The sequence below is a fragment of the Variovorax sp. AC194 genome (genome assembly GCF_979257995.1).
The window spans coordinates 1,967,904-1,980,691 of record NZ_OZ409823.1 but is presented as its reverse complement, the minus strand read 5'-3'; the positions used below and the strand labels follow the sequence as shown (position 1 = coordinate 1,980,691).

At 66.2% G+C, this 12,788-nt stretch carries 12 protein-coding genes; 9 read left to right on the top strand and 3 right to left on the bottom strand.

The features are described 5' to 3' along the window. The first annotated feature begins 6 nt into the window (after positions 1 to 6). Positions 7 to 1,233: a M20 family metallopeptidase gene (locus ACZYRS_RS09580; RefSeq protein ID WP_463419038.1), complete on the top strand. Its 1,227-nt coding sequence runs from the start codon at positions 7 to 9 to the stop codon at positions 1,231 to 1,233. A 31-nt stretch (positions 1,234 to 1,264) separates the two neighbouring features. On the opposite strand, the gene ACZYRS_RS09575 is transcribed toward ACZYRS_RS09580, so the two are convergent. Continuing rightward, entirely contained in the window at positions 1,265 to 1,648 is a 384-nt protein-coding gene (locus ACZYRS_RS09575; protein ID WP_463419037.1) for a DUF1090 domain-containing protein, read from the bottom strand. A gap of 199 nt (positions 1,649 to 1,847) precedes the next feature. Here ACZYRS_RS09575 and ACZYRS_RS09570 point away from each other — a divergent pair, with 199 nt between their 5' ends. The 5 genes from ACZYRS_RS09570 to ACZYRS_RS09550 all read left to right on the top strand — a co-directional run bounded on the left by ACZYRS_RS09570 (position 1,848) and on the right by ACZYRS_RS09550 (position 8,554). After that, complete coding sequence (locus tag ACZYRS_RS09570) at positions 1,848 to 3,575, top strand: CehA/McbA family metallohydrolase domain-containing protein (protein ID WP_463419036.1); 1,728 nt, start codon at positions 1,848 to 1,850, stop codon at positions 3,573 to 3,575. Between the two features lie 243 nt (positions 3,576 to 3,818). Beyond that, positions 3,819 to 5,312, top strand: a complete 1,494-nt coding sequence (locus ACZYRS_RS09565; protein ID WP_463419035.1) for an NCS1 family nucleobase:cation symporter-1 — start codon at positions 3,819 to 3,821, stop codon at positions 5,310 to 5,312. 30 nt (positions 5,313 to 5,342) lie between these two features. Beyond that, positions 5,343 to 6,080 carry an aspartate/glutamate racemase family protein gene (locus ACZYRS_RS09560; protein WP_463419034.1) on the top strand — a complete coding sequence of 246 codons (738 nt, stop codon included), beginning with the start codon at positions 5,343 to 5,345 and terminating at the stop codon, positions 6,078 to 6,080. 49 nt (positions 6,081 to 6,129) lie between these two features. Next, complete coding sequence (locus ACZYRS_RS09555; RefSeq protein ID WP_198786808.1) at positions 6,130 to 6,885, top strand: GntR family transcriptional regulator; 756 nt, start codon at positions 6,130 to 6,132, stop codon at positions 6,883 to 6,885. A gap of 163 nt (positions 6,886 to 7,048) precedes the next feature. Further along, positions 7,049 to 8,554, top strand: a complete 1,506-nt coding sequence (locus ACZYRS_RS09550) for a nucleobase:cation symporter-2 family protein (RefSeq protein ID WP_463419033.1) — start codon at positions 7,049 to 7,051, stop codon at positions 8,552 to 8,554. 7 nt (positions 8,555 to 8,561) lie between these two features. On the opposite strand, the gene ACZYRS_RS09545 is transcribed toward ACZYRS_RS09550, so the two are convergent. Then, a complete protein-coding gene (locus ACZYRS_RS09545) occupies positions 8,562 to 9,419 on the bottom strand; it encodes an aldo/keto reductase (protein WP_463419032.1) in 858 nt (285 codons plus the stop codon). Positions 9,420 to 9,545: 126 nt separating this feature from the next. Here ACZYRS_RS09545 and ACZYRS_RS09540 point away from each other — a divergent pair, with 126 nt between their 5' ends. Then, positions 9,546 to 9,974 (top strand): hypothetical protein, encoded by a 429-nt coding sequence (locus ACZYRS_RS09540; RefSeq protein ID WP_463419031.1) that lies wholly within the window; start codon positions 9,546 to 9,548, stop codon positions 9,972 to 9,974. Then, complete coding sequence (locus ACZYRS_RS09535; protein ID WP_463419030.1) at positions 9,971 to 10,591, top strand: imm11 family protein; 621 nt, start codon at positions 9,971 to 9,973, stop codon at positions 10,589 to 10,591. The genes ACZYRS_RS09540 and ACZYRS_RS09535 overlap by 4 nt, the downstream gene beginning before the upstream one ends. Positions 10,592 to 10,597: 6 nt before the next feature. On the opposite strand, the gene ACZYRS_RS09530 is transcribed toward ACZYRS_RS09535, so the two are convergent. Then, entirely contained in the window at positions 10,598 to 11,197 is a 600-nt protein-coding gene (locus tag ACZYRS_RS09530) for an esterase/lipase family protein (RefSeq protein ID WP_463419029.1), read from the bottom strand. Positions 11,198 to 11,435: 238 nt separating this feature from the next. Here ACZYRS_RS09530 and ACZYRS_RS09525 point away from each other — a divergent pair, with 238 nt between their 5' ends. Beyond that, complete coding sequence (locus ACZYRS_RS09525; RefSeq protein ID WP_463419028.1) at positions 11,436 to 12,785, top strand: C4-dicarboxylate transporter DctA; 1,350 nt, start codon at positions 11,436 to 11,438, stop codon at positions 12,783 to 12,785. Positions 12,786 to 12,788: the final 3 nt, after the last annotated feature.

Sequence of the window (12,788 nt, the reverse complement as noted above, 5' to 3'; positions counted from 1 at the left end):
ACAACCATGACCGACTACGCCAAGCTCGACGCCTGGATCGACGCCCACTTCGACGAGGAAGTGAAGTTCCTGCAGGAACTCGTGCGCGTGCCCACCGACACCCCGCCCGGCAACAACGCGCCGCACGCCGAGCGCACGGCCGAGCTGCTCAAGGATTTCGGCCTCGATGCCGAGAAGCACGCCGTGCCCGCGCAGGAGGTGAAGGACTACGGCCTCGAATCGATCACCAACCTGATCGTGCGCCGCCAGTACGGCAGCGGCGGCCTGACGGTCGCGCTCAATGCCCACGGCGACGTGGTGCCCCCCGGCGAAGGCTGGACGCACGACCCCTACGGCGGCGAGATCGCCGACGGCAGCCTCTACGGCCGCGCCGCCGCAGTGAGCAAGAGCGACTTCGCGAGCTTCACCTTCGCACTGCGCGCGCTCGAAGCGGTCGCCAAGCCCGCCAAGGGCAGCGTCGAACTGCACTTCACTTACGACGAAGAATTCGGCGGCATCCTCGGCCCGGGCTGGCTGCTCGAGAAGGGCCTGACCAAGCCCGACTTGATGATCGCGGCCGGCTTCAGCTACGAAGTGGTCACGGCCCACAACGGCTGCCTGCAGATGGAGGTGACGGTGCACGGCAAGATGGCCCATGCCGCCATTCCGACCACCGGCGTCGATGCGCTGCAGGGCGCGGTGAAGATCCTCAACGCGCTCTACGCGCAGAACGCGCTCTACCAGGAGGTCACTTCGAAGGTCGAGGGCATCACGCACCCGTACCTGAACGTCGGCCGCATCGAAGGCGGCACCAACACCAACGTCGTGCCCGGCAAGGTGGTGTTCAAGCTCGACCGCCGCATGATCCCCGAGGAGAGCCCGGTCGAGGTCGAAGCCACGATCCGCAAGGTGATCGCCGATGCGGCCGCAGAGAGTGCCGGCATCACGGTGGACATCAAGCGCCTGCTCTTGGCCAATTCGATGAAGCCGCTCGCGGGCAACAAGCCGCTGGTCGATGCGATCCAGAAGCACGGCGGCGAGCTGTTCGGCGAGCCGGTCAAGGCCATGGGCACGCCGCTCTACACCGACGTGCGCCTCTACGGCGAAGCGGGCATTCCGGGCGTGATCTACGGCGCCGGACCGCGCACGGTGCTCGAGTCGCACGCCAAGCGCAGCGACGAGCGCGTGGTGCTCGAAGACCTGCGCCGCGCCACCAAGGTGGTGGCGCGCACGCTGAGCGACCTGCTGGCCTGAGCCCCGCAAGCCTCGAGGCCGCCCGCACGCTTCAGCGGGCGGCCTTCAGTTTTTCGAGCTCTGCCTCTTCCTCGCGCAGCTTGCTCTCGCGCTGCGCGATCTTGTCGGCGCGGCCCTTCTCCTTGGCCTGCGCCAGTTCGCGCTGCCGCTCGGCCACCTTGCGCTCCTGCGCCTTGACGCGCTTGCGGTGCTCGGCCTGCAGGCGCTCTTCGCTGCAGTTGCGCTGGTTGGCGCTCAACGCGCGCTCCAGGCCGCGCACGCGCTGCGCCTGCCCCTTGGCCTTGGCCGCGTCGATGTCGCGCTCGATGGCCTCGCGCTTGGCGTTGCAGCTTTCGCTGGTGATCGGTTGCGCGGCCGCGCTCAAGGAAAGGGTCGCGAGGGCCGCGACAAGAATCGATGGGAGAAGGTGTCGCACGCGTTGTCCTTTTTCTGGCAGGAGACGTCTGCCGGCCGTTCACTGTAGCGAGCGTTCTTGCGGCTTGGACTGCGGCATTTCCCGTTCAAACCTTTCACCTCACTTTCATCGCCGCGTCACGACAGCATTCCAGACTCCGGTTTCTTCTGAAACCCTCAAGCGACGGCCAGCCTTGCTGGCCGTCGCCATGTCTGCCGTCATGAAATCTCATCTGCTCGCTTCCCGTACCGCCGCTGCCCCCGCTGTCCTCTTCTCCACCCTCGCGCTCGCCGCGGCCGCGCTGACCGCTTGCGGCGGCGGCTCCGGCGGCGGCAATCCGTTCGCCGGGCTGCCCATCGTTCCGGCAGCGCCGGCGCCCGCGCCTGCCGCACAGCCACCCGCGCCGCCGTCCGTGCCGCCCGCGCCACCGGCACCGCCCACCGAGCCGACCGGCCGCTGGACCGTCGGCGACCTGCACATCCACACCATGCAGTCGGACGACACGCAGCAGATCTCCACGCTCGACCAGGTGCTGGCCAAGGCCTTCGACAAGTTCGGGCTCGACTGGGCCGTGCTTTCCAACCACCTGCGCCTGTCTTCGTACGACAACGATGGCAAGAAGCTGCCTGCGCAGATTCCCTTCTCCGAAGGCATGGCCAAGTACGAAGTGCCCCGCATCAAGGCGCTGCAGGCCGGCGGCAAGTACGCGGACAAGACGATCTTCTCGTCCTTCGAGTGGGACATGCCCACGCACGACCACGGCAACGTCGGCATCCTCACGGACGACCCGATGTCGGCCTCCGCGCTCAAGGCCGTGAGCCAGTTCGAATACCTCTTCACCGACCGCGCCGCCGCGCTCTTCGCGCCCGAGGACGTCGCCGCCTGGAACGCCAGGGACACCAAGGCCTTCTCCACGCATGCCGACGTGCTCGCGGCGATCGCCTGGCTCAAGAAGAACTACCCCGAGACGAGCTACCTGCAGATCAACCATCCCTCGCGCAATCCGGGCAAGTACACGATCGCCCAGCTGCGCGAGATGAACGATGCCGCACCGAACATCGTGTTCTCGCTCGAGGGCATGGTCGGCAACCAGATGGAGCCCGACCGCGGCGGCTACAACAGCGCCTACACGCCGGCCAACCTGCCCTCTCGCACCTATGGCGGCGTGGACTACCTGGTCGCGAAACTCGGCGGCACCTGGGACGCGCTGCTCTCCGAAGGCCGCCACATCTGGAACGTGGCCGATTCGGACTACCACTTCACCGTGTCGCAAGGCCAGTACAGCAGCGGCTACGCGCCGGGCGAGTACGCGAAGAACCACCTCTGGGGCGACATCAGGGACCCGAAGTCGCTGCTCGCGGCGTTTCGCTCGGGCAAGCTCTTCGCGGTCAACGGCGGGCTGATCGACGCGCTCGACTTCAAGGTGCAGAGCGCCAAGGCCGCGGGCGAGATGGGCGCCGAAGTGGCGGCCGCGCCGGGCGAAGACCTGAAGATCACCATCCGCTTCAGGAGCCCCGAGCGCAACAACTACGAGTTCCAGCTGGGCAGCGGCGTCCTGGCCAACGTGAAGCCGGTCGTGGATCATGTCGACCTCATCGCGGGCGACGTGACCGGCCGCGAGGCACCGGGCACGCCGGGCTACGCGCGCGACACCAACCCGTCGACCCGCGTGGTCAAGCGCTTCACGCGCAGCGACTGGAAGCTGGAGGCCGACGGCTACTTCTCGGTGAGCTACACGGTGAAGGCGGCAGGCAACCAGTATTTCCGCCTGCGCGGCACGAACCTGGGCACCGACGTGCCCAACGAAACGGCGGGCGGCGAGCCGCTGTTCGACGCGCAGACGACCGGCGCGGACAACGTGGCGCGCTTCAACGCGATCAACGCGCGCAACTACAGCGACCTGTGGTTCTATTCGAACCCGGTGTTCGTGAAGGTGGCGGCGCAGTAGCGCAATAGCGCAGTCGCGCAAGACGCCGCTTCGGGGCGCCAGGCGCCATGGCCCTTCGCGGGCCATGGCGCTTTTTCTTTGGCGCGCCCGGCGCGTGCATCAGGGAATCTACGGATATATGATTCCCCGAATGGTCTTGATTGCGTTCAATTTTTGTATACAAATAACGCACTCGATATGTGGCGCGATATTTGCGTCAAAAAGCGGGCTTCTCTCAAACACTTTCTGCACGAGGAAAAGACCATGAGCACAGTCGTCAGCCACGCCCCCGCCGGGGCCAGCGAAGCGGGCCTTGCGCCGCACGCGGAATCGAATGCCCTCATCAAGCCCGGCTACGACCCGCGCCTGACCAACGAGGACCTCGCGCCGCTGAAGAAGCAGACCTGGGGCCAATACAACATCTTCGCGTTCTGGATGTCCGACGTGCACAGCGTGGGCGGCTACATCACGGCCGGCAGCCTGTTCGCGCTGGGCCTCTCGAGCTGGCAGGTGCTGGTGTCGCTGCTGGTGGGCATCGTGATCGTGCAGTTCTTCTGCAACCTGGTGGCCAAGCCCAGCCAGGTGACGGGCGTGCCCTACCCGGTGGTGTGCCGCGCGCCCTTCGGCGTGCTGGGCGCGAACATTCCGGCCATCATCCGCGGGCTGATCGCGGTGGCCTGGTACGGCGTGCAGACGTATCTCGCGTCGGCCGCCTTCATGGTGCTGGCGCTGCACATGTTCCCGAACCTGGCGCCCTATGCCGACGTGGCGCAGCACGGCTTCGTGGGCCTCTCGACGCTGGGCTGGGTGGCGTTCATGGTCATGTGGGTGCTGCAGGCCTTCGTGTTCTGGCACGGCATGGAAGCCATCCGCAAGTTCATCGACTGGGCGGGGCCCGCGGTGTACGTGGTGATGGCCGTGCTGTGCGGCTGGCTGGTGTGGAAGGCCGGCTGGAGCAAGATCGACCTGAACCTGGGCGGCATCAAGTTCCAGGGCTGGGACGCGCTGCCGGTGATGCTCTCGGCCATTGCGCTGGTGGTGAGCTACTTCAGCGGCCCGATGCTCAACTTCGGCGACTTCTCGCGCTACGGCAAGAGCTTCGATGCGGTGAAGAAGGGCAACTTCTGGGGCCTGCCCATCAACTTCGTGTTCTTCTCGCTGCTGACGGTGATCACCACCGCGGCCACGCTGCCCGTTTTCGGTGAACTCATCACCGATCCGGTGCACACCGTGGGCAAGATCGACAGCACCACCGCCGTCGTGCTGGGCGCGCTGACCTTCATGATCGCCACCATCGGCATCAACATCGTGGCCAATTTCGTCTCGCCGGCGTTCGACTTCTCCAACGTGGCGCCGCAGCACATCAGCTGGCGCACGGGCGGCATGATCGCCGCGGTGGGCTCGGTGTTTCTCACGCCCTGGAACCTGTACAACAGCCCCGAAGTCATTCACTACACGCTCGATGTGCTGGGCTCGTTCATCGGGCCGCTGTTCGGCATTTTGATTGCCGACTACTACATCGTTCGCAAGCAATACATCGACGTCGATGCGCTCTACACCATGAGCAAAGAGGGCAAGTACTGGTACAGCAACGGCTACAACCCGAAGGCGATCCAGGCGCTGGTGCCCTCGGCGCTCGTGCCCATCCTGTGCGTGATGGTGCCGGTGCTGCGCGGTGGCGCGAACTATGCGTGGTTCATCGGCATGGGCCTGGGCTTCGTGCTCTACGTGCTGCTGAACCGCAACAACAAGACTTGAAACACTGAAAGAGAAAGAAAGGGCCGCGCCGTGCGCATCAAGATCATCAATCCCAACACCACCTGGAGCATGACCGAGAAGATCGGCGCCTGCGCCCGCGCGGTGGCGCACGCCGGCACCGAGATCGTCGCGGTGAGCCCGGCCATGGGGCCGGTCTCCATCGAGAGCCACTACGACGAGGCGCTGGCCGTGCCCGGCCTCCTGCAAGAGATCGCCGCGGGCGAGCGCGAGGGCATCGACGGCTACGTGATCGCCTGCTTCGGCGACCCGGGCCTGAAGGCCGCGCGCGAACTCGCGCGTGGACCGGTGGTCGGCATCGCCGAAGCGGCGATGCATCTGGCCAGCATGATCGGCAGCCGCTTCAGCGTGGTCACCACGCTCGGCCGCACGATGGGGCAAGCGTGGCACCTGGCCGAGATCTACGGCATGGAGCGCTTTTGCGCCAACGTGCGCGCCTGCGAGCTGCCGGTGCTCGAACTCGAAGAGCCGGGCTCGCATGCGCGCGAACGCATCGTCGACGAATGCCGGCGCGCGCTGGAAGAAGACGGCTCCGACTGCATCGTGCTCGGCTGCGCCGGCATGACCGACCTGTGCGAACACATCGGCGAGTTGCTCGGCGTGCCGGTGATCGACGGCGTGGCCGCAGGAACCAAGCTCATCGAATCGCTCGTCACACTGAAACTCAAGACCAGCAAGCGCGGCGAGCTCGCGCGGCCGCTGCCCAAGACCATGACGGGCGCGCTCGAAGGCTTCACGCTGCGCGGGTGATGCGCGTGGGCGCACGCAGAGCCATCGAACGCTGAGCCACAATCTCCGCATGCCCCGCGCCAGCTCCAAATCCCCTGCCCTTCCCGAAACCATCGCCGCGCCGGCCGAGAACGGTGTAGCCGTTGGCAAGGGAAGCTCCATCGAGCGCATCGCCCAGGACATCGCCACCGCCATCGTCGAGAAGCGCCTGCCGCCCGGCACGTGGCTGCGCGAAGAGGCGCTGGGCCGGGTCTATTCGGTGAGCCGCACGAAGGTGCGCGCGGCGCTGCTGATGCTGTCGAAGGACAAGCTCATCGAGATGATTCCCGACAAGGGCGCCTTCGTCTCGCAGCCCACGGTGCAGGAGGCGCGCGAGGTGTTCGCGGTGCGCCGCATCCTGGAGAGCGAAGTGGTGCGCCTGTTCATCGCGAATGCGCGGCCGCGCGACTACCAGGTGCTGGAGCAGCACATCAAGTTCGAGCGCACCGCGCTGCGCCAGAGCCCCGCGATGGGCACGGTGCGCGAGAAGGTGCTGGGCGACTTTCATGTTGCGCTGGCCGAGGCCACGGGCAACCACACGCTGACCGAGTTGGTGCGCGAGCTGGTGGCGCGCAGCTCGCTGATCGCGATGCTGTATCACTCGTCGAACGATCCGCACTGCTCGTCGGACGAGCACTCCGACTTCCTGCGCATCTGCCGCAAGGGCGACGTGGAAGGCGCCGTGGCCTGCATGACCGAGCACCTCGAGCGCATCGAGGCGAGCCTGGAGCTGGGCACCGACAAGCCCGACCGGCAGCTGGATCTGGTCAAGGCATTGCTCGCCTAAACGCAGGAAACAGCCCGACACCATTGCGCGCGGGCGATGCGGGTTTTCCTGCATCCGTATTGCCGCATAAATTGTATACAGTTTCGCGTACACACTTTGTGGACGCCGCGAAACGATGCGCCGTCCGCGCCTTCTCTCCCCTTGCTGCGCCAGGAGATACACGATGACGGCCGAGACCCTTTCCGATTCTTCCGCTGCTTCAACAGTCCACCCGGTGGACCAGCGCCTGCCCTCGGGCAAGCTCGCGGCCCTCGGCCTGCAGCATGTGCTGGTGATGTACGCGGGCGCCGTCGCGGTGCCGCTGATCGTCGGCCGCGCGCTCAAGCTCTCGCCCGACGAGGTCGCGCTGCTGATTTCGGCGGACCTCTTTTGCTGCGGCATCGCCACGCTGATCCAGGCGCTGGGCGCCACGCAGTTCTTCGGCATCAAGCTGCCGGTGATGATGGGCGTGACCTTCGCATCGGTTGCGCCGATGGTGGCCATCGCCAATGCCAACCCCGGGCAGAACGGCGCGCAGTTGCTCTTCGGCGCCATCATCGGCGCGGGCGTGGTGTCGATCCTCATCGCGCCGCTGGTGAGCCGCATGCTGCGGTTCTTTCCGCCGGTGGTCACGGGCACGATCATCGCGGTCATCGGCATCAGCCTGATGCGCGTGGGCATCAACTGGATCTTCGGCAACCCGGTGGGCCCGACGGCGCCCGCGCTGGTCGACCCGGTGTATGCGAAGTGGCTCGCCGAAGTGACGTCGCCGGGCAGCTCGATTCCCGCGGTGCCCAAGGGCTTCGCGATCATGCCCACTGTGCCCAACCCCAAGTACGCGGACCTCTCGGGCTTCGGCGTGGCCGCATTGGTGCTCGTGTCGATCCTTCTGATCGTGAAGTACGCCAAGGGCTTCGTCGCCAACATCTCGGTGCTGCTGGGCATCGTGATCGGTGCCGTGGTGGCCTCGGTCACCGGCCTCATGACCTACGAGAAAGTCGGCAAGGCCGCCTGGGTCGATATCGTGCTGCCCTTTCACTTCGGCATGCCGCAGTTCGACCCGATCCTGATCCTCACGATGACGCTGATCATGATTGTGGTGATGATCGAATCCACCGGCATGTTCCTCGCGCTCGGCGACATGACCGACCGCAAGATCACGCAGAAGGACCTGGCCAAGGGCCTGCGCACCGACGGCCTGGGCACGCTCATCGGCGGCGTCTTCAACACCTTTCCGTACACCAGCTTCTCGCAGAACGTGGGCCTCGTGGCCGTCACCGGCATCAAGAGCCGCTATGTGTGCGTGGCGGGCGGCGTGATCCTCATCGTGCTGGGCCTGTTGCCCAAGATGGCCGCGCTCGTGGAGTCGCTGCCCACCGTGGTGCTCGGCGGCGCGGGCCTCGTGATGTTCGGCATGGTCGCGGCCACCGGCATTCGCATTCTCTCGGGCGTGGACTTCAAGACGAATCGCCACAACGCGATGATCGTCGCGGTGTCGATCGGCGTCGGCATGATTCCGCTGATCGCGCCGAACTTCAAGCAGTGGATGCCGCACGCGATCCACTCGCTGATCGAGTCGGGCATCCTGCTGGCGTCGATCGCGGCGGTGTTGCTGAACCTGTTCCTCAACGGCGCGAAGCACGACGAGCAGGCGGTTATCGCCGCGGCCAAGCAGGCCGAGGCGCACTAGGAAGAAATCAGATCATCGCCAGCGGCATCTTGCGCCGCGGCGGCGGGTGCAGGCGGTCCAGCTCGGCGAGGGTCGCGGCATCGAGCGTCAGCTCGGCGGCGGCGAGGTTTTCTTTCAGGTGCACGCTGCGCACGGCCTTCGGAATCGCGACGACGCCGGGCCGCGCGATCACCGCGGCCAATGCGAGCTGCGCGGCGCTCACGCCCAGGCGCTGCGCCAATTCACCGAGCCCATCGTCATCGGCCAATGCACCTTGGTCGATCGGGCTGTAGGCCATCAATGGCATGCCGCGTTCGCACAGCCACGGCAACAGGCTGAACTCCGGACCGCGCTCACCGAGCGACAGATAGACCTGGTTCGCCGCGCAGCCCGGGCCGCCGCCGATGACACCCTCCAGCTCTTGCATGTCGTCGGTGTCGAAGTTGCTCACGCCCCAGTGCGCGATGCGCCCATCGGCCACGAGCGCATGCATCGCCTCGACCGTTTCGCGCAGCGCATGGCTGCCGCGCCAATGCAGCAGGTAGAGGTCGATGGCATCGAGCCCCAACCGCGTGAGGCTGCGCTCGCAGGCCTCGCGCGTGCCGCGGCGGCTCGCGTTGTGCGGGTAGACCTTGCTGACGATGAAGAGCTCATCGCGCCGCACGTCGCCCGCGCGCAGCGCCTCGCCGATGGCCTGGCCGAGCACGGTCTCGGCGCCGCCTTCGCCGTACATCTCGGCGGTGTCGATGAGCCGGTAGCCCAGCACGATCGCTTCGCGCACCGCGGCGACCTCGGCCGCGCGGCGAGAGGCCACCTCGCCCATGCGCCAGGTGCCGAGGCCCAGGACCGGCATCTGGCCGCCGGTGGGGAGTGGGAGTGTTCGCATGCGGGCATGGTACGAGCGCGATGCGAAAGGCCGCCATGCCCGCGGTCCGAGTGGGGTGACTTTCGACACTGGCGGACCGACCGCCGGCCTCCTAGAGTCGCCGCGGAAGCCCTCGATCAATCCGGAATGAACCACGCCGCGCCCGACCCTGTCGCCACCGTTTTCGACGTGGTCGAACTCTTCATCGGCGGCGAAGACGACGACAGCGACGGCCTGCTCTGGCTCACGCTCGGCTTCGCCTCGCTGGGCGAGCCGCTGGACGTGCTGCACATCGTCTGCGGCAAGACCTCCACCGGAATCCTGGAAGAAGACGCGCTGTACCTGGAGCGCACGAGCCAGGACCTGGCCTGCAGCGGCGAGGTCCTGGTGCTCGCGGTGCGCGACGACGGCCTTGCGCTCACCCTCACGCCCGAAGGCGCCGACGCGCTCGATCTGCCCGCGCACACGCGCTTCACCTTCGAGGCGCAGCCCGCGCTCTTCGCGCAGGCGGTGGTGCAGCTGGCGCAGATGGCGGCGGTCGGGCACGCCTGCATCGCGACGGACGGCCGCGCATGAGCGGCTGCCACTACGTCCTTGAATACGACGACACCAGCAAGGCGCACGGCTGCCCGCCCTTGCTGGCGGGCGACCTCAGCCACGAGTGGCAATGGGACCCTTTCGACCCGAACCCCGATCGCTTCGCCATTACCGCCGCGTACGAGTACCGCGCCAGTCACGGCGCGGTCGATTTCGACTACGCCATGGCCGGCTGGCTGGTCTCGGCGCGCTTCGCGCAGGTGTGCCGCGCGGCCGGCATGGCGGTGCGCTGCATCCCGGTGACCATGCTGCAGCCGGACCGGCAGCCGGCGCGCAAGTCGTACGCGTTCATGCTCACCTCGACGTGGCTGCCGGTGCTGGACATGGAGCGCTCGGAGTACACGGTGGAGAAGGACCTCGCGAGCGGCGAGCGGGTCTTCGACAGGTACTTTCCGCAAGTGCCTTACCTAGAGACTCTCACCAGTGCCGTGGTGGATACGCGCAGGATGAAGAACTTCGGCATCGTGCGGGCGGTGGATGTGCGCGGCAGGCTGGTCTGCACGGCGGGGTTCAAGCGGGAGTGCGAGCGGCAGCGGTTGGTGGGAATTCAGTTTGTTGCGGCGGAACAGTTCAACTACAAGCCGCTCTGCCTTTGAGGGACGCTACTTCAAGGCCTCCACGATATCGGCGGTCACCTGGCGCGAATTCATGATGAGGGTGTGGATGGTCGGAAGCAGTTGAACCGGGATCGATCCCAGCTGAACCTCCTTCACCGAGACGATGCCGTCGTTCAGTTCATCGCCGAACGGCATCCACCGGCCACGCGGCCCCTTGGTGCCGGCGTACACGCGCAAGGGAATGTCGGGCACGGGCAAGGCGTCCATGAAGTCGCGTCTTGCGAGCAGTTGACCCATCTCGCCCGTCAGCAGCCTGAACACCCACAGCCTCGACAGCTTGATGGCCAAGCTGGATGCCATGCTCGGTGGCGCCAGAAAAATCCCGAGCTCTGGCGCATGGGGCAATCTGGGCAGCACCGCCCGCGTCAAGACGCATCCCAACGAATGGCCGACGACGATGAAGCGCTCGCCGTTCGTGCGTGCGGCGATGAATCCGCAGAAGCGTCCGACGCACGAGTCCCAGCTTTCGAACGCGGCTGAATAGCCGAAGAGGTGGGTGGTCATTCCTTGGGAACGCAAGCGCTTGGCAAGCAGCAGCATGGACAAGGGCGTGCGACCCAAGCCGTGGATGAGGATGGCATGCATGTCACTGCGTGAGGTGGAAGTCCAATGCGCCAAGCGTACGAGACAGTTGGTCCGCCGAGCCCGACGGATCCAAAAAGCATCGGCTGCCGATACCCTCAAGTCGCGCCACACGCACTCCTCCAACGACCGGGAATACCCTCTGCCAGCCCCTGCACGTTCTTGCCTACATTTCTTGCATGCAAGAAAAAGCGATCCTTGCATGCAACTCTAGACAAGCCATAAAGACAGGAGACTCCCCATGCCTCGCTTCGCCAAATCGCTTTTCGGTCAGGTGGTCATCGCGCTGGTGCTGGGCGTGCTCGCCGGCCTCTTCTGGCCCGAGTACGCCGTCAAGCTCAAGCCGCTGGGTGACGGCTTCATCAAGCTGATCAAGATGATCATCCCGGTGCTGGTGTTCTGCGTCGTCGTGCACGGCATCGCGGGCGCGGGGGACTTGAAGCGCGTGGGGCGCGTGGGCGTCAAGGCGCTGATTTATTTCGAGGTGCTTACCACCATCGCGCTGGCCATGGGCCTCGCGTTGGCCTTCTTGTTCCAGCCGGGCGCGGGCATGAACGTGGACCCGGCCAAGCTCGATCCGGCCGCCATGAGCGCCTACGCGTCGAACGCCGACAAGCTCACCAGCGGCGGCACGGTCGAGTTCCTGATGAAGCTCATTCCGACCACGGTGGTCAACGCCTTCGCGACCGGCGACGTGCTGCAGGTGTTGCTGTTCGCGGTGCTGTTCGGCTGCGCGCTGTCGCTCCTGGGCGATCGCGGCAAGCCGGTGGCGGTGGTGGTGGATGCGCTCTCGCTGGTGCTCTTCAAGATCATGGGGATCATCATCAAGCTCGCGCCGCTGGGTGTGCTGGGCGCCATCGCGTTCACGGTGGGGCAGTATGGCATCGGCTCGCTCAAGCAACTGGGCATGCTGGTGGCGCTCTTCTACGGCGCGGTGCTGATCTTCGTGTTCGTGGTGCTGGGGCTGGTGATGCGCCTGTCGGGCTTCAGCCTCTGGAAGCTGCTGCGGTACCTGCGCGAAGAACTTACCATCGTGTTCGCCACCACCTCCTCGGACAGCGTGCTGCCGCAGATCATGGCCAAGCTGCGCCGCATGGGCATCCGCGATTCGACGGTGGGGCTGGTGATCCCGACGGGTTATTCGTTCAACCTCGACGCGTTCTCGATCTACATCACGCTCGCGGCGGTGTTCATCGCGCAGGCGACCAACACGCCCATTTCGATGGCGGACCTGCTCACGATTCTTGCGATCGCGCTGGTCACTTCCAAGGGCGCGCACGGCGTGCCGGGCTCGGCCATCGTGGTGCTGGCCGCGACGCTGCACGCGATTCCGGCGATTCCCGCCATCGGCCTGGTGCTGGTGCTGTCGGTGGACTGGTTCATGGGCATCGCCCGCGCGCTGGGCAACCTGATCGGCAACTGCGTGGCCACGGTGGCGATCGCCGCGTGGGAAGGCGACATCGACCGCGAGCGCGCGCATGCGGTGCTCGACGGCACCTACTCGCCGGACGACGAGCCGCTGGCCGAAGCGTCCGCGGCACTCGATGTGCCCGTGGTACACACCGGCACCGCAGCTTCCACCGCCCACTGAAAA

Coding starts and splice junctions, on each gene's coding strand:
- ACZYRS_RS09580 (WP_463419038.1), top strand. CDS start 7: ATGACCGACTACGCCAAGCTCGACGCCTGGATCGACGCCCACTTCGAC.
- ACZYRS_RS09525 (WP_463419028.1), top strand. CDS start 11,436: ATGCCTCGCTTCGCCAAATCGCTTTTCGGTCAGGTGGTCATCGCGCTG.
- ACZYRS_RS09555 (WP_198786808.1), top strand. CDS start 6,130: ATGCCCCGCGCCAGCTCCAAATCCCCTGCCCTTCCCGAAACCATCGCC.
- ACZYRS_RS09550 (WP_463419033.1), top strand. CDS start 7,049: ATGACGGCCGAGACCCTTTCCGATTCTTCCGCTGCTTCAACAGTCCAC.
- ACZYRS_RS09570 (WP_463419036.1), top strand. CDS start 1,848: ATGAAATCTCATCTGCTCGCTTCCCGTACCGCCGCTGCCCCCGCTGTC.
- ACZYRS_RS09545 (WP_463419032.1), bottom strand. CDS start 9,419: ATGCGAACACTCCCACTCCCCACCGGCGGCCAGATGCCGGTCCTGGGC.
- ACZYRS_RS09530 (WP_463419029.1), bottom strand. CDS start 11,197: ATGCATGCCATCCTCATCCACGGCTTGGGTCGCACGCCCTTGTCCATG.
- ACZYRS_RS09540 (WP_463419031.1), top strand. CDS start 9,546: ATGAACCACGCCGCGCCCGACCCTGTCGCCACCGTTTTCGACGTGGTC.
- ACZYRS_RS09565 (WP_463419035.1), top strand. CDS start 3,819: ATGAGCACAGTCGTCAGCCACGCCCCCGCCGGGGCCAGCGAAGCGGGC.
- ACZYRS_RS09535 (WP_463419030.1), top strand. CDS start 9,971: ATGAGCGGCTGCCACTACGTCCTTGAATACGACGACACCAGCAAGGCG.